Below are 15,763 nucleotides of genomic sequence, written 5' to 3'. Positions count from 1 at the left end.
CTTGCGGAACAGGAGGCATCATGCGCGCATTGTATTTCGAACGGTTCGGTGAGGCACCGAAGGTCGCCACCCTGCCCGACCCCACCCCCGCCGCCGATGGCGTCGTCATAAAGGTGAAGGCGACCGGCCTTTGCCGCAGCGACTGGCACGGCTGGATGGGGCATGACAGCGACATCACGCTTCCGCATGTGCCCGGCCATGAATTTGCCGGCACGATTGCCGCCGTTGGCCGTCACGTGAAGCGCTTCAAGGTCGGTGACCGTGTCACCGTCCCCTTCGTCTCCGGCTGCGGCCATTGCCACGAGTGCCGCTCGGGCAATCAACAGGTCTGCGAGGCGCAGTTCCAGCCGGGCTTTACCCATTGGGGCTCGTTTGCCGAATATGTTGCGATAGATCATGCCGAGCAGAACCTGGTCCGCCTGCCGGACGCCATGTCCTATGCGACGGCGGCGAGCCTCGGCTGCCGGTTTGCCACCTCCTTCCGTGCCGTGGTCGACCAGGGCCGCCTGAAGGGCGGAGAATGGCTCGCCGTGCACGGCTGCGGCGGCGTCGGCCTCTCGGCCATCATGATCGGCAAGGGGCTTGGCGCGCGCATCGTTGCGATCGACATCGCCGAGGACAAGCTGGCACTGGCGCGAGAACTTGGCGCGGAGGCGACGATCAACAGCCGCGCGGTGGACGATGTGGCAGAGGCGGTGCGAGAGATCACCGGCGGTGGCGCACATGTGTCCGTCGATGCGCTCGGCCATCCGCAGACCTGCTGCAATTCGATCTCCAACCTCCGGCGCCGCGGACGCCATGTGCAGGTGGGCCTGATGCTGGCCGACCACGCCATGCCGCAGATCCCGATGGCGCGCGTGATTGCCCATGAGTTGGAAATCTATGGCAGCCACGGCATGCAGGCCTGGCGCTACGATGCCATGCTCGCCATGATCGAGGCCGGCACGCTGCACCCCGAAAAACTGATCGGCCGGCACATCAGCCTCACCGATGCCGTCGACGCCCTGCCCGCCATGGACACATTCCGCGAAAGCGGCATCAGCATCATCGACCGTTTCGAGTAAATCCCCATGACCTTCCGCCTCGATGTCATCGAAAGCCTCTCCGATGCCGGCAAGCCCGGCCGCGCCAACGAGGACCGCTTCGGCGCCAATCGCACCGCCGCCTTCGTGCTGGACGGCGCGACCGGCCTCGGCGACCGGCCGTTCATGACCGGCTTCGAGACGGATGCCGCCTGGATTGCCGAATACGCCGCACAGCGCCTCTCGGTCGAACTCACACCCGAGGTCGAGGTGGCAGACCTCGTCCGCCGCATCAGCGCCGATGCAAGGCAGATCTTCGAGGCGACCGCCGGCGAACAGCCGCGTTATGCCTGGCCGGCGGCAGCCCTTGCCGGGCTTCGTGTCACGCAGGCGGGCCTGCAGTTTTTCGGCCTCGGCGACAGCGTCGTCTACCTGCTGCATGACGATGCCCGGACCGAGACCTTCACCGCGCTGCCCGATGCCTTCATGCGCGAACAGGCCGCCGCCCGCGCCCATCTCACCCGGCTTGGCGGCATCGGTGCGGCCGGCTCGCTCGTCGGCGATCCTGAGACGCTTGAGGATTTGCGGGCAAGCCGCGCCAAACAGAACACGCCAGGCGGCCGGGTCTGGTCGCTCGGCCTGGTGCCGGACGCCGCCGACCATCTGGCGCAGGAGACGATCCCGCTGACCGGCGGAGCCACGGCGATCATCTGCTCGGATGGGCTCGCCGATCTCGTGAGCCTCTACGCAATCTACGACGCCGGCGCCCTCATCCGCCGCGCCGCGACCGCCGGCTTCGGACCACTCGTTGCGGAACTGAGGCACCTGGAACGCGAGGTCGATCCTGACGGGCTGCAATACCCACGGTTCAAGCAGAGCGATGATACGACGGCGATCTTGGTGCGCGTGGAGGGGTGAGCGGTCGCGTCTAAGGCGTGCCTCTTGAAGCATTTCCGGGAAGGGCATACCTTGGCAGGGAAACGACGAGAGGAGCGCACATGGCAACGACCGTCACGCAAAGCGGGCAGATCACGCTCCCCAAGGCGGTGCGTGATCAATTGGGCCTGACCCCAGGAAGCCAGGTCGATTTCCGTCAGGCGGCCGATGGTTCGGTCATTCTTGTGCGCGTCGATCAGGCGTCACTGGCAGACCGGTTTGACAAGCTGCGTGGCCACGCCGGCGCAGGACCGAACACTGACGCTGTCATGGCTTTGACCCGCGGCGAACCGTGACCCTGGTCGATACCAACGTCCTTCTGGATTTAGTCACCGATGACACCCAATGGGCGGAATGGTCGGTGACACAACTCGCCGCAGCAGCACGGCTAGGACGACTGACAATCAATGACGTCATCTATGCCGAGCTGGCGGTTCGCTACGCTTCGTTTCGAGAACTCGATGACTTCATTGAAGCGGCCGAACTGGAACTGGTTCCAATCAGTCGCACTGCCCTGTTTCTGGCAGGTAAAGCATTTGGAGCCTACAGAAAGGCTGGCGGCACACGAACCGGAGTCCTGCCCGACTTCTTCATCGGCGCTCAGGCTGAGGCAGAGAATGTTCCGCTTCTGACGCGCGATGCGGGCAGATACAGAACCTACTTCCCGAACGTTACGTTGATCACACCGTGAAGGGCACCCCCCTCACGCCGCGTCGTCCACCGCGTCCTCGCCACTCGCCGGCACGTAGTTCAGCACCGGCCCGAGCCAGCGTTCGATCTCGGTGATCTCCATGCCCTTGCGGCGAGCATAGTCCTCCACCTGGTCGCGCTCCACCTTGGCCACGCCAAAGTAATAGCTGTCCGGATGGCCGATATAGAGGCCGGAGACGGAGGAGCCGGGCCACATGGCATAACTTTCCGTCAGCACCACGCCGGTCGTGTCTTCGGCCTTCAGCAGATCGAACAGCGTGAGCTTTTCGGTATGGTCGGGCTGCGCAGGGTAGCCCGGAGCCGGGCGGATGCCGGCATAGGCTTCCGAGACCAGCTCTTCGTTGGAAAAACTTTCGTCCTTGGCATAACCCCAGTAGTCGCGGCGCACCTGTTCGTGCATGCGCTCGGCAAAGGCTTCGGCAAACCGGTCGGCGAGCGCCTTGACCATGATCGAGGAATAGTCGTCGTTGGCGCGCTCGAAGCGTTCGGCGATCGCCACTTCCTCAATGCCGGCCGTGACGACGAAGCCGCCGACGTAATCGGTCTTGCCGCTTTCGATCGGTGCCACGAAATCGCTGAGCGCCACGTTCGGCCGGCCATCGCGCTTCGAGAGCTGCTGGCGGAGCGTGAAGAAGGTCGCGAGGTCTTGAGCACGGCTCTCGTCGGTGAACAGGCGGATGTCGTCACCCACTGCATTGGCCGGCCAGAAGCCGATCACGGCGCGCGGGCGGAACCACTTTTCCGCGACGATCTTTGAAAGCATCGCCTGCGCATCGGCATACAGCTGGCGGGCCGCCTCGCCCTGCTTCTCGTCCTCCAGGATCGCCGGATATCGGCCCTTCAGCTCCCAGGTCTGGAAGAAGGGCGTCCAGTCGATGTAGCGCACCAGGTCTTCGAGCGAATAGTCGTCGAATACCTTCGTTCCAAGGAAACTCGGTTTCACCGGCTGATAGGCGGCCCAATCCACCTTGTGGGCATTGGCGCGGGCGCGGGCAATCGGCAGGCGCACCTTTTCGGCTTCGGCGCGCGCATGAGCGGCTGCCACCTTGGCATATTCGGCGCGAATGCCCTCGACATAGGTCTCGCGGCCGCCTTCGGCGAGCAGGTTCGAGACGACGCCGACGGCGCGGCTGGCATCGGTCACATAGACTGCCTGCCCCGCCTTGTATTGCGGATGGATCTTCACCGCCGTGTGCACACGGCTCGTCGTTGCGCCGCCGATCAGAAGCGGCACGTCAAAACCCTGGCGTTCCATTTCGGCCGCCACATGCACCATCTCGTCGAGCGACGGCGTGATGAGGCCGGACAGCCCGATGACATCGACCTTCTGTTCCTTCGCCACTTCGAGGATCTTCGTTGCCGGCACCATGACGCCGAGGTCAATGATCTCGTAATTGTTGCAGGCGAGAACGACGCCGACGATATTCTTGCCGATATCGTGCACGTCGCCCTTCACGGTCGCCATCAGCACCTTGCCAGCGGCCTGTTTTCCATCGCCACCGTTGAGGCGCTTTTCCTCTTCCATGTAGGGAAGAAGCACGGCCACCGCCTGCTTCATCACGCGAGCGGATTTCACCACCTGCGGCAAGAACATCTTGCCGGAGCCGAAGAGATCACCCACCACGTTCATGCCGGCCATCAGCGGGCCTTCGATGACGTGCAGCGGACGCTCGGCGGCAAGCCGCGCCTCTTCCGTATCGGCCTCGATATATTCGGTGATGCCGTTGACCAGCGCATGCGACAGGCGCTTCTCCACCGGCCATTCGCGCCAGGAGAGATCCTGCGCCTTGGCTTCCTTGCCGGCCACGCCGCGGAAGCGTTCGGCGACCGCAAGCAGCCGCTCGGTGCCATCCTTGCGGCGGTTCAGCACCACGTCCTCGCAGGCCTCGCGCAGTTCCGGATCGATGTTTTCGTAGATCGCCAGCTGGCCGGCGTTCACGATGCCCATGTCCATGCCGGCCTGGATGCAGTGATAGAGGAACACCGCATGCATGGCCTCGCGCACCGGCTCGTTGCCGCGGAACGAGAAGGAGAGGTTCGAAACACCGCCGGAAATGTGCACCAGCGGCATTTCCTGGCGGATCGTGCGTGTGGCCTCAATGAAATCGACGCCGTAATTGTCGTGTTCCTCGATACCGGTCGCGACCGCAAAGATGTTCGGGTCGAAGATGATGTCTTCCGGCGCAAACCCCGCCTGTTCCGTCAGGATCGTGTAGGCGCGCCGGCAGATCTCCACCTTGCGCTGATAGGTATCCGCCTGCCCCTGCTCGTCAAAGGCCATGACCACGACGGCGGCGCCAAAGCGGCGGATGAGCGTCGCCTGGCGGATGAAATTCTCCTCGCCTTCCTTCAGCGAGATGGAGTTCACCACCGCCTTGCCCTGCACGCATTTCAGGCCCGCCTCGATGATCTCGAACTTGGATGAATCGATCATCACCGGCACGCGGGCAATATCGGGCTCGGCGGCAATCAGGTTGAGGAACTCCACCATGGCGCGGCCGGAATCGATGAGGCCCTCGTCCATGTTGATGTCGATGATCTGCGCGCCGTTTTCCACCTGGTCACGGGCAACTGCGAGGGCAGAGGTGTAGTCGGCTGCGGTGATCAGCTTGCGGAACTTGGCAGAACCCGTGACGTTCGTGCGCTCACCGACATTGACGAAGGGAATGTCCTTGGTCAGCTCGAAGGGCTCGAGACCCGACAGCGACATGAAGGGGCGATGTTCCGGCACTTGACGTGGGGCGAACTCCTTCACCGTCTCGGCAATGGCGCGGATGTGGTCCGGCGTCGAGCCGCAGCAGCCGCCGACCACGTTGATCAGGCCTTCCTTGGCGAATTCGCGCACCTGGCGCGCCATGTCGTCCGGCGACTGGTCGTACTGGCCGAACTCGTTCGGCAGGCCGGCATTCGGATAGGCGCAGACGAAGGTGTCGGCAATGCCCGACACTTCCTGCAGATGCGGACGCATGGCGTCGGCACCGAGCGCGCAGTTGAAGCCGATGGTGAACGGGTTGGCGTGGCGCACCGAGTTCCAGAACGCCGTCGGCGTCTGGCCCGACAGCGTGCGGCCGGACAGGTCGGTGATCGTGCCGGAAATCATCACCGGCAGGCGGATGCCTTTCGCTTCGAACCGCTCCTCGCAGGCAAAGATCGCCGCCTTGGCGTTCAGCGTGTCGAAGATCGTCTCGATCAGGATGATATCGGCGCCGCCATCGATCAGGCCATCGATCTGCTCGGCATAGGCAAGCCTCAGATCGTCAAAGGAAACAGCGCGGTAGCCGGGATTGTTGACGTCCGGCGATATCGAGGCGGTGCGGTTGGTCGGGCCAATGGCGCCGGCGACGAAGCGACGCTTGCCGTCCTCGCGCATGGCCCGCTCGATTGCCCGGCGCACCACCTGCGCGCCCTCCTTGTTGAGGTCGTAGACGGCGCCTTCCATCTGGTAATCGGCCTGCGCGATGCGCGTCGAGGAGAAGGTGTTCGTCTCGATAATATCCGCGCCTGCCATGGCGTAGCGGTAGTGAATGTCCTCGATCGCTTGCGGCTGGGTGAGGATCAGGAGGTCGTTGTTGCCCTGCTGGTGACAGGCGCAGCCAATGAACCGGTCACCGCGGAAATGGTCCTCGTTATAGCCCAGCCCCTGGATCTGCGTGCCCATCGCGCCGTCCAGAATGAGGATTCGTTCGCGCGCGGCCTTGGCCAGCGCCTCGAAAATCTCATGGCCGTTGCGCGCTGCTCCTTCGGCACCAAACAGATGATCGAACACGGGCAGTCTCCTCGGGGCTGTGGGGCAGATCAGGCTTAATCACATAAACATATCTTTATGTCAATGTGCGAGCAAGGGAACGGGATGGGCATCAATCGGTCATGACAGCACCCGGCGGGGCGGGTATAGGCATATTCGGTTCCCATTCCAAGTTTCGGAGCAGACATGACCGCCGCCGGACCGCTCAGCCCGCTTTGGGCCCATCGCCCCTATCATCGCCACTGGCTTCTCTCTGAGGCGGAAGGCCTGATGGATTTCTTCCAGCATCGGGCGATCAACCCGAAGGGCGGGTTCTACGATCTTGATCGGGAGGGCGCGCCCCTCGAGACGAACAATCCGGCGCGCGGCATCCATGCCAGCGCCCGGATGGTGCACTGCTTTGCGATTGCCGATCTCCTGGGCCGTCCAGGGGCTGCCGATGTGGTCGATCACGGCATGCGCTATCTCTGGGAAAAGCACCGCGACCAGACGCATGGCGGTTATTTCTGGCAGGTCAATGATGACGGTGCCGCCGATGCCTCCAAACAGGGATACGGCCACGCTTTCGTGCTGCTTGCCGCCTCCTCCGCCAAGGTGATCGGCCACCCGCTGGCGGACCGGATGCTGGCGGACATCACCGAGGTGATCGAGACGAAATTCTGGGAGAAGCGCCACGGCGCCATCGCGGAGGAGTTTTCGGCGGACTGGCAGCCGGTGCCCGGTTATCGCGGCCAGAACTCCAACATGCACCTGACCGAAAGCCTGATGGCCGCCTTCGAGGCGACGGGGGAGCGGCATTATCTCGAGAAGGCGGAAAGCATCGCCGATCTTCTGATCAACCGCCGCGCCCGCGAGGAAGGGTTTCGCGTCGCCGAACATTTTTCCGAGGAATGGGTGGTCGATCGCAGCTACTACCACGTCAACGAGATGTTCCGCCCGGCCGGCACCACGCCCGGCCACTGGCTGGAATGGGCACGCCTGCTGCTGCAGCTCTACGCGCTGGGCGGCAAGTCGCATGCCTGGATGCCGGAAGCGGCCACCGCCCTATTCGAACGCTCAATGACGCTCGGCTGGGACAAGGCCAAGGGCGGCTTCTTCTATACGCTCGACTGGCAGGACGTGCCGGAGAAGAAAAGCAAGTTGTGGTGGCCGATGTGCGAGGCTGCCGGTGCCGCGCATTTCCTCAATGCCCATGCGCCGAGCGCCTTCCACGAGGAAAGCTACCGCCTGATCTGGTCAACGATTGCCGATCATTTCATCGATCGCGAACACGGCGGCTGGTTCGAGGAAACCACCGAAGACCTCATGCCGGCCAACACGCTGTTCCCGGGCAAGGGCGATATCTACCATGCCTTCCAGGCCTGCCTCATCCCGCTTTATCCGGCGACCGGCAGCCTGACCAAGGTGATTGCGGAACACGGCGCATCGCTTTGATAGAGACTTGCTGCGCTGAAGAAACCTTCAGCGCAGTTATCGCAGAAAGGCGGTGCGGGCCTCGGCGAGGCTCGTCTGCTGCGTCTTCATCGCAGCGTCAACTTTCGTGAGAACAACAAGCTGGAGCCCCGCGAGCAGGGCGCATCCCAGAAAAGCGCCGATCAGGATCTTCATCGACAGGCGCTGGATTTTATGTACGGTCTTACCTCTGCCACGCATGGGTTCCTCCCGTCGTCCGTCGAAGTTTGAACGACCAACGAATGCGACCGCCGGATCGTTCCCCCCTCACAAGTCAACGAATCGTGCGACCGATGGTTCAGGATATGGCGCCATTCCGTAACAAAACATTAAGTGCGCAACTTGGCGCAAAGCTGACCTCTGTATCCCCGCACACCATGGCGGAGACAATGCACGATAAGCAACATCTCCCGTTCAAAAATATATACACGTGAGCGACATCAGATTATTCTCAGTATATCCGTATACTTAAAAGGCAAATTTCAGAAAAAACCCCAATAAATCACACACGTAAAGCTGGCGAATGCGTTTTACCCGCCATTAATTAGGCACCCCTAAAAATTGAGGTCGACGCGTTCTCAAGTGCCCAAAGACTGCTGTGTCCGGCATCGTTAACGCATGGATTGGCAACCTGATAGGCAGTGGGAGATCGGAATGTTCGGCTTTGCAGGCAAGAATCTCGGGATGAAGATGCAGGCGCTGAACAGCGTCGGCGCGAACATCATGATTGCGGACGTCGGGTTGAACATCCGCTACATGAACGAGGCCGTGCGCGCGCTTCTCATCGAAGCGGAAAGTGATCTCAAGAAGGAACTGCCGGCCTTCGCCGTAGACAAGCTGATCGGCGCCAATATCGACATCTTTCACAAGAACCCGCAGCATCAGCGCAAGATGCTGGCCTCGCTGCAGAAGCCGCACAAGGCGACCATCTGGGTGGGACACCGCGCCTTCGACCTCACGGTGACGCCGCTGAAAGAGGGTTCCAAAGTGACCGGCTTTGCCGTCGAGTGGTTCGACGCGAAAGCCCGGATGCTGAATGTCGATTACCAAAACCAGATGGAAGCCATCAGCCGGGTGCAGGCGATCATCGAGTTCACCACGGATGGCAAGGTCGTCACCGCCAACGAGAACTTCCTGACGACACTCGGTTATCGGCTGGACGAGATCCAGGGCAAACATCACAGCATGTTCGTTGATCCGAGCTATGCAGCAAGCGCCGACTACCGCACCTTCTGGTCGGAATTGAATGCCGGCCGGTTCCAGGCCGCTGAATTCACCCGCATCGGCAAGGGTGGCAGGACCGTCGTGATCAATGCCTCCTACAATCCGATCCTCGACGAAAAGGGCCGGGTGACGAAGGTGGTCAAGTTCGCGACCGACGTGACGGAGCGTGTCCGCGCGGTGGATCAGATCGGCGAAGGGTTGAAGAAGATGGCCGCTGGCGATCTCACCTGCACGATCCAATCCAGCTTCGCCAAGGATTTCGAACTCCTGCGCAACAACTTCAATAGCGCCGTCTCGCAACTCGCCGAAACGCTGGGCGCGGTCGCCCGTTCGACGCAGGAAATCGATACCGGCACACGCGAAATCAGCCGAAGCGCGGAGGATCTGTCGAAACGCACCGAACAGCAGGCCGCCTCGCTGGAGGAGACAGCCGCAGCACTCGACGAAATCACCACGAACGTGACGACCTCCTCGCAGCGCGCCGACGAAGCCAAGGCCGCCGCCGCGACCGCCAATACCGGCGCCATCAACTCGGCAAAGGTCGTGGCGGATGCCGTCAGCGCCATGGCACGCATTGAAGCCTCCTCGGGCCAGATCTCGAACATCATCGGTGTCATCGATGAAATCGCCTTCCAGACCAACCTGCTCGCACTGAATGCCGGCGTCGAGGCAGCTCGCGCCGGGGAAGCCGGCAAGGGCTTTGCAGTCGTCGCCCAGGAAGTGCGCGAACTGGCGCAGCGCTCCGCCGCCGCCGCCAAGGAAATCAAGGGGCTGATTCAGAATTCATCGACAGAGGTTGAAAACGGTGTTCGCCTCGTCAGCGAGACCGGCAAGGCGCTGAAACTCATCGAAGGCAATATTTCCGCCGTCAATGAACGCATCGAAGCCATTGCGAGTGCCGCCAAGGAACAGTCGGTTGCGCTCGGCGAAGTCAACGGCGCCATCAACCAGATGGATCAGATGACCCAGCAGAACGCCGCGATGGTCGAGGAATCGAACGCTGCAAGCGCCTCGCTCGCCACTGAAACCGCGGGCCTGCGCCAGTTGCTGTCCCACTTTACCCTGAATGGCCGCTCCAGCGCACCGGCGCCCCAACGTCACGCCGCATCCGCCCCGTCCGCTCCGGCAAGAAGCGCTCCGGCCAGACGCCCTGCCCCGGCCGTCAGCGGCGCCAACGCCCTGAAGGAGGATTGGGAGGAATTCTGAGCCGCTCGGCAAAAAGAGAGTTGTTAGCCAAGCGCATGGCGGCCGATCCATCAGGCCGCCAAAAGCGCGCGTAGACTTTCTTCCTTTCGGACACCCCGAAGATAAAGATGAATGATGAGCGATGCCAGCAGATTGGCCTCCAGGCTCTGCCGCGGATAACCGGTTCCCCGTAGCGCGTCGTCGAAGATGCGCTGCAGCAGCGCGAGTTCCTCGGGATTCAAAATGCCATCGATGGCCGCGTCTTCCTTGATCATCAAGCTCACCTGTCAGGCAATTGGGCAGTCGCCGCCTCATGCAGAAACCGTTGGGAAACCGTCGCACTCGTCAGAGTGGGGGGTCCGACGGTTTCCCGCGCCACCAGGGATGGCAAACAGGAGATTACCGCCCTGTCGCAAAACGTCTCTCGCCGTCGCAAACTGCGGTTAGCAACTGGTAAGCAGCGGTGGTTGGATGCGCCATTGCGACACAGGAACAGTGCATTCATCCTTGCGGGTCCGCATTGCAGAACTGTAACTGGTGCAAAACTCCGCCTTGCGATAGAGCGGCAGGATCCTGTTCACCACAGGCCGCGACCTTTCCTCCTCTTGCCGATCCCTGCCGATGACAGACCGTGTGCTTTCCGCCGTGTTTCTTGCCGCTCTCCTTTCGCTGTCGCCGGCACTGCCAAGCCGTGCGATCGATGCGAAGCCTGTTGTCATTGCGGCAGTGCCGTCACTTCCCGTGCGGCCCGTGACACCGCGTCTCCTGGAGCCGCACTTGCGCCTTCTGCCGGCACAGGATCGCAGCCGCCCGCAGGTGGCGCTCACGCTTGATGCCTGCATGGGCAAGACCGACATGCGGATCCTGTCCGTGCTGATCGCAGAACAGATCCCCGCGACGATCTTCGTGACAGCCCGCTGGCTGCGCAGCAATCCGGAAGCGGTTGCCATCCTTCGCCAGCATCCGGAGCTGTTCGAGGTGGAAAACCACGGCGAAAACCATGTACCGGCCGTCGATGTGCCGATGTCGATCTATGGAATTGCCGCAGCGGGATCGGCATTGGCCGTCGAACGGGAGGTGGCCGGCGGCAATGCGGCCATCGAAGCGGCCGGTTTTTCACGGCCCACCTGGTTTCGCGGATCGACGGCGAAATACAGCCCCTCCGCCATCCGCCAGATCCGCGCCATGGGATACCGCATTGCCGGTTACTCCCTCAACGGCGATGGAGGATCACTGCTGGGCGCCGCCATGAGCGAAAAGAAGATTGCCTCCGCAAAGGACGGGGACGTGATCATTGCCCACATCAACCAGCCTGGCCATGCGGCAGGCGAAGGGGTGGCGCGGGCGCTTGCAGACCTGAAGCGGCGCGGCGTGAATTTTGTCCGCCTGTCGGAAGCAGGTGAAACGGGCGACGCCGGCACCGCGCCCTGAGCGTCGAACGGGCGGAGAGGGTCAGGCGCCGGACGGGCGTGCCGGGCGCGACCCCGCCGGCCGCACCTGATAGGCGAGATCGAGACGGCTGTAGAAGTCTTCCGCACGGGCCTGGCGGATGCGATCCTGAAGATGCGCCACCTGCAGCCGCGCCGCCTGGCACAGCAGTTCAGACAGTTGATCCTGACCGACGCCATCTGCGCGCATCAGCATGCCGATCAGCGGATCATTCGCCAGTTCCGTCACACTCAGTTCAGCATCCATGGCCATTCCTCCAGCAGCCACACTGTTATCGCCTCCAATTGCGACAGAAATATCGCAAGGGCATCTCGGCGAAACGCTTCGCCGGTTCGCGGCCCTGTCGCACCTCCCGGACGCCTCGTCCTCGCCGCACGCCGTAGCGTTTGTTCCGCCCCTAACGTTCCATCCACACCGCCTCCCGCACTCCCGCGCAACGCCTTGAACATGCACGACATGTCGAAGAGCGACCATCCTGCACACCTTGTGGACAAGCTGTGAATTGCGCTTTCGCCCGATCCCCTTGTGTTCCGTGTCCGTTCCAGGGCACGACCGCGTGGGGAGGCCACACGTGATATCCGCCACCCACCAATTCCTTAACCTCCATCTGCTCTGATGGAACGAAGCCGCATGTTGCTCGTTTGGCTGTCGACGGAGTGAACGATGACGATCATGACCTTCATTGAAGAGTGGCTGAAAACCGAAAACGAGGAGAACGCGACCGGCACCTTTGCCGATGGCGTGTTCCACCTCACCCGCCGGGAAGATCTGCTGATGGATACGGCGCGCGAAAGCCTTCGCACCTCCTACGGACGGGATCTGCGGGCCGCGCGCAACCTGATGGGTCTGGACCCGGCTGGCGCCTCGGCCCTCTGAGGCGCAGCGAGCCTTCGTGACCGGACGCTGATCAAGACCGGGAAGCTGCCGCGGCAAGGCTCCCGGAAACAGGCCCTTTGAGCGCATTCCACAGGTGTTTACGCCCTGCTTGATGAGACCAAGCTCACCGTCCGATACTAGACCAAGTTTTTCCCCGCGGATCTTCTTCCGAACCCGCGCCTTGCCAGCCCGCGTTTGCGCACTATAAACACCGAGAATTACAGGTGCGGCACGGGGACATGGCATGTTTCGACGGACTGGGCTCTCCGGGCTCGATCTTGACAGGCTTTTTAATCTATCACCCAACCCGTATGTGATCCTGGATCCCGAACTGGTGATGGTCGGGATGAATGACGCCTATCTGGCAGTCACGATGCAGACCCGCGAGGCCCTGCTCGGCCGCGACATGTTCGAGGTTTTCCCCAGCGATCCGCAATCCCTGCATGGCCGGCTGCTGCGCCAGTCCTTTGCCAAGGTGTTCAAGACCGGCCAGCCGGATCACCTGCCGCTGATCCCCTACCCGATCGCCAAGCCGGACGGCACGATGGCCGAGCGCTACTGGAGCGCCACCCACACACCGATCAAGACCGAGGACGGCAAGGTCAGCCTCATCCTCCAGCATACGGTGGATGTCACCGAACTGCATCTCCTGCGCCAGTCGGTGCCGAGTTCCTGGCAGATCGAAACCGATGTTCTGCGCCGCGCCGATGCCGTTCAGGGCGAGAACCTGGCGCTCGGGCGCGAGCGGGAATACCTGCGCAGCCTGTTTGAACAGGCGCCGGGTTTCATGGCCGTGCTGCATGGCAGCGACCACGTCTTCGAGATCGCCAATGCCGCCTATCTGAAGCTCGTCGGCCGCAGCGACATCGTCGGGCGCACCGTGCGCGACGCGCTGCCGGATATCGAGGGACAGGGCTTTTACGAACTGCTCGACCAGGTGTTTGCGACCGGAGAGCCCTACCGGGCCTTCGGTGCCAAGGTTGCGCTGCAGCGCTTGGAACCGGGCACCCTGGACGAACGCTTCATCGATTTCGTGTTTCAGCCCGTGCGCGATGCGGGCGGAACCGTCACCGGCATCTTTGTCCAGGGCAATGACGTGACCGAACTGCACCTGGCGCAGGAAGCGGCCCGCGAGAGCGAGGATCGGTTCCGCTCGCTGGCGCAGGTGCTGCCGAACCACGTGTGGACGGCAACCGCGGAAGGCCGCCTGGACTGGTGCAACCTGCCGATGCTGACCTATATCGGCGTCGACGATATCACCGAACGCCGCGACATCATCGACACCATGCTGCACCCGGACGACAGCGACCGCGTCTGGCGCACCTGGGCAGAAGCCATCAAGAATGCGCGCAGCTTCCAGGCGGAAATGCGCCTGCGCTGTGCCGAGGGCAATTACCGCTGGCACATCAGCCGCGCCGTGCCGATAGCCAATGCCGGCGGCGACATCATCCGCTGGGTTGGGACGAACACCGACATCGAGGACCAGAAGAAGACCGAAAGCCGTTTGGAAACGCTGGCTTCCACGCTGGAAAGCCGGGTGGAAGAGCGCACCGCCGAACTGTTGAAGACGCAGGAAGTGCTGCGCCAGAGCCAGAAGATGGAAGCGATCGGCAATCTGGCCGGCGGCATCGCGCATGATTTCAACAACCTGCTGCAGGTCATCACCGGCAACCTGCAGCTTCTGTCGCGCGATATCGCCGGCAATGCGGCGGCGGAAAAGCGGTTGGAAAGCGCGCTCTCCGGGGCCTCGCGCGGCGCGCGGCTTGCCTCCCAGCTTCTGTCCTTCGGGCGCCGCCAGCCGCTCGCCCCCAAGGTCATCAACCTCGGCCGGCTGGTGCGCGAGATGGATCACCTGATCCGCCGCAGCCTTGGCGAAGCGATCGAGATCGACACCATCGTCGGCGGCGGGCTGTGGAACACGCAGGTCGATCCGTCGAATGTCGAAAACGCGCTTCTCAATCTCGCGATCAACGCCCGCGACGCGATGGATGGCCGCGGCCGCCTGACCATCGAGCTCGGCAACGCCTTTCTGGACGATCATTACACCCGCAATGCCTTCGATGTGCAAGCCGGGCAATACGTGATGCTGGCGGTCAGCGATACGGGCTGCGGCATGCCTCCGGATGTGCTGGCCCGCGCCTTCGATCCCTTCTTCACCACCAAGCCGGAAGGGCGGGGAACCGGCCTTGGCCTGTCGATGGTCTATGGTTTCGTCAAACAGTCGGGCGGCCATATCAACATCTACAGCGAGGTGGGCAGCGGCACGACGGTGCGCATCTACCTGCCGCGCTCGATGGAAACCGAGGATCTTCTGACCGAAGAGATCGGTGGCGAGGTGACCGGCGGGTCAGAAACCGTGCTGGTGGTGGAGGATGACGAGGCGGTGCGCGAGATCACCGTGCACATGCTCTCCGACCTCGGCTACAAGGTGCTGAAGGCGCGCGATGCCGACAGCGGGCTTGCCATCATCGAAAGCGGTGTGGCGATCGACCTGCTGTTTACCGACGTGGTGATGCCCGGACGCCTGAAAAGCAGCGAACTGGCCCGCAAGGCCCGCGAACGCCGCCCGGAAATCGAGGTGCTGTTTACGTCCGGCTATACGGAAAATTCCATCGTGCACGGTGGCCGGCTGGATCCCGGCGTCAACCTCTTGAGCAAACCCTATGCGCGTGAAACCCTGGCCCGCAAGATTCGCGCGCTGCTCGACAAGGCACGCGAGCGGGCCGGCCACCCGACGGCCGACCTTTCATCAGGAGGCGCATCCATGACGACAGAACCATCCTCCGCCATCCGTGTGCTCTTCTGCGAGGACGAGGCGCTCATCCGCATCTCGACGGCTGACTATCTCTCCGATTTCGGCTTCAGCGTCGTGGAAGCCGGCAACGGCAAGGAAGCCCTTGCCGCCATCGACGGCGGCGCGATCGACATCCTCGTCACCGACGTGCACCTGCCCGACATGAACGGCCTCGACCTCATCCGCAAAATCCGGGAACACCAGCCCACCCTCCCCGTCATCTTCGCCACGGGCGACATGCATGTCCCCGGCTCGGAAGGTCTGGAACACGCCAGCCTGATCACCAAACCCTATGACTATGATCTGCTGGCGAAGCGGATCCGGGAAATGGTGTGACGGGGAAAGCCGGCGCGGATCAGGGCAACTGAC

13 protein-coding genes are annotated in these 15,763 nt (G+C 62.6%); 9 read left to right on the top strand and 4 right to left on the bottom strand.

All coding sequences use genetic code 11. The annotated features are described in order from the left end of the window. Window positions 1–20: 20 nt before the first annotated feature. The 4 genes from G6N78_RS11920 to G6N78_RS11905 all read left to right on the top strand — a co-directional run bounded on the left by G6N78_RS11920 (window position 21) and on the right by G6N78_RS11905 (window position 2,649). Complete coding sequence (locus tag G6N78_RS11920) at window positions 21–1,064, top strand: zinc-dependent alcohol dehydrogenase family protein (RefSeq protein ID WP_165218629.1); 1,044 nt, start codon at window positions 21–23, stop codon at window positions 1,062–1,064. A 6-nt stretch (window positions 1,065–1,070) separates the two neighbouring features. Then, the gene (locus G6N78_RS11915; protein WP_165218627.1) at window positions 1,071–1,940 is read left to right on the top strand and encodes a protein phosphatase 2C domain-containing protein; all 870 of its coding nucleotides are present in this window, start codon (window positions 1,071–1,073) and stop codon (window positions 1,938–1,940) included. An 80-nt stretch (window positions 1,941–2,020) separates the two neighbouring features. Continuing rightward, complete coding sequence (locus G6N78_RS11910; protein WP_165218625.1) at window positions 2,021–2,254, top strand: AbrB/MazE/SpoVT family DNA-binding domain-containing protein; 234 nt, start codon at window positions 2,021–2,023, stop codon at window positions 2,252–2,254. Continuing rightward, window positions 2,251–2,649, top strand: coding sequence for a type II toxin-antitoxin system VapC family toxin (locus G6N78_RS11905; protein WP_165218623.1), 399 nt, complete (start codon window positions 2,251–2,253; stop codon window positions 2,647–2,649). The genes G6N78_RS11910 and G6N78_RS11905 overlap by 4 nt, the downstream gene beginning before the upstream one ends. 12 nt (window positions 2,650–2,661) lie before the next feature. Here the strand turns inward: G6N78_RS11905 and metH are convergent, their stop codons facing one another. Next, window positions 2,662–6,435: a methionine synthase gene (metH, locus tag G6N78_RS11900; RefSeq protein WP_165218621.1), complete on the bottom strand. Its 3,774-nt coding sequence runs from the start codon at window positions 6,433–6,435 to the stop codon at window positions 2,662–2,664. Window positions 6,436–6,600: 165 nt separating this feature from the next. Here metH and G6N78_RS11895 point away from each other — a divergent pair, with 165 nt between their 5' ends. Then, entirely contained in the window at window positions 6,601–7,848 is a 1,248-nt protein-coding gene (locus G6N78_RS11895) for an AGE family epimerase/isomerase (RefSeq protein WP_165218619.1), read from the top strand. Between the two features lie 36 nt (window positions 7,849–7,884). Here G6N78_RS11895 and G6N78_RS11890 read toward each other — a convergent pair whose 3' ends face one another. Continuing rightward, window positions 7,885–8,067, bottom strand: a complete 183-nt coding sequence (locus G6N78_RS11890; RefSeq protein ID WP_165218617.1) for a hypothetical protein — start codon at window positions 8,065–8,067, stop codon at window positions 7,885–7,887. 453 nt (window positions 8,068–8,520) lie between these two features. Between G6N78_RS11890 and G6N78_RS11885 the strand changes: the two genes are divergently transcribed. Then, complete coding sequence (locus tag G6N78_RS11885) at window positions 8,521–10,296, top strand: methyl-accepting chemotaxis protein (protein ID WP_165218615.1); 1,776 nt, start codon at window positions 8,521–8,523, stop codon at window positions 10,294–10,296. A 50-nt stretch (window positions 10,297–10,346) separates the two neighbouring features. Here the strand turns inward: G6N78_RS11885 and G6N78_RS11880 are convergent, their stop codons facing one another. Next, entirely contained in the window at window positions 10,347–10,550 is a 204-nt protein-coding gene (locus tag G6N78_RS11880) for a hypothetical protein (protein WP_165218613.1), read from the bottom strand. Between the two features lie 346 nt (window positions 10,551–10,896). Here G6N78_RS11880 and G6N78_RS11875 point away from each other — a divergent pair, with 346 nt between their 5' ends. Beyond that, on the top strand, window positions 10,897–11,706 hold the full coding sequence (locus tag G6N78_RS11875; RefSeq protein WP_165218611.1) for a polysaccharide deacetylase family protein: 810 nt from the start codon (window positions 10,897–10,899) through the stop codon (window positions 11,704–11,706). 21 nt (window positions 11,707–11,727) lie between these two features. Here the strand turns inward: G6N78_RS11875 and G6N78_RS11870 are convergent, their stop codons facing one another. Beyond that, on the bottom strand, window positions 11,728–11,970 hold the full coding sequence (locus tag G6N78_RS11870) for a hypothetical protein (protein ID WP_165218609.1): 243 nt from the start codon (window positions 11,968–11,970) through the stop codon (window positions 11,728–11,730). Between the two features lie 417 nt (window positions 11,971–12,387). On the opposite strand from G6N78_RS11870, the gene G6N78_RS11865 reads away from it, so the two are divergent. Beyond that, window positions 12,388–12,600, top strand: a complete 213-nt coding sequence (locus G6N78_RS11865) for a hypothetical protein (RefSeq protein WP_165218607.1) — start codon at window positions 12,388–12,390, stop codon at window positions 12,598–12,600. 244 nt (window positions 12,601–12,844) lie between these two features. After that, window positions 12,845–15,730, top strand: coding sequence for a hybrid sensor histidine kinase/response regulator (locus G6N78_RS11860; RefSeq protein ID WP_165218605.1), 2,886 nt, complete (start codon window positions 12,845–12,847; stop codon window positions 15,728–15,730). Window positions 15,731–15,763: the final 33 nt, after the last annotated feature.

Origin of the sequence: Allorhizobium pseudoryzae, from assembly GCF_011046245.1 — a bacterium.
In the GTDB taxonomy this organism is placed as follows: Bacteria; Pseudomonadota; Alphaproteobacteria; order Rhizobiales; family Rhizobiaceae; genus Neorhizobium; species Neorhizobium pseudoryzae.
This window is presented reverse-complemented; position numbering and strand designations above follow the sequence as displayed.

Bases quoted from the DNA above. Each gene is read 5' to 3' on its own strand.
- G6N78_RS11920 (WP_165218629.1), top strand. From the start codon at position 21: ATGCGCGCATTGTATTTCGAACGGTTCGGTGAGGCACCGAAGGTCGCC.
- G6N78_RS11915 (WP_165218627.1), top strand. From the start codon at position 1,071: ATGACCTTCCGCCTCGATGTCATCGAAAGCCTCTCCGATGCCGGCAAG.
- G6N78_RS11910 (WP_165218625.1), top strand. From the start codon at position 2,021: ATGGCAACGACCGTCACGCAAAGCGGGCAGATCACGCTCCCCAAGGCG.
- G6N78_RS11895 (WP_165218619.1), top strand. From the start codon at position 6,601: ATGACCGCCGCCGGACCGCTCAGCCCGCTTTGGGCCCATCGCCCCTAT.
- G6N78_RS11890 (WP_165218617.1), bottom strand. From the start codon at position 8,067: ATGCGTGGCAGAGGTAAGACCGTACATAAAATCCAGCGCCTGTCGATG.
- G6N78_RS11885 (WP_165218615.1), top strand. From the start codon at position 8,521: ATGTTCGGCTTTGCAGGCAAGAATCTCGGGATGAAGATGCAGGCGCTG.
- G6N78_RS11880 (WP_165218613.1), bottom strand. From the start codon at position 10,550: ATGATCAAGGAAGACGCGGCCATCGATGGCATTTTGAATCCCGAGGAA.
- G6N78_RS11875 (WP_165218611.1), top strand. From the start codon at position 10,897: ATGACAGACCGTGTGCTTTCCGCCGTGTTTCTTGCCGCTCTCCTTTCG.
- G6N78_RS11870 (WP_165218609.1), bottom strand. From the start codon at position 11,970: ATGGATGCTGAACTGAGTGTGACGGAACTGGCGAATGATCCGCTGATC.
- G6N78_RS11865 (WP_165218607.1), top strand. From the start codon at position 12,388: ATGACGATCATGACCTTCATTGAAGAGTGGCTGAAAACCGAAAACGAG.
- G6N78_RS11860 (WP_165218605.1), top strand. From the start codon at position 12,845: ATGTTTCGACGGACTGGGCTCTCCGGGCTCGATCTTGACAGGCTTTTT.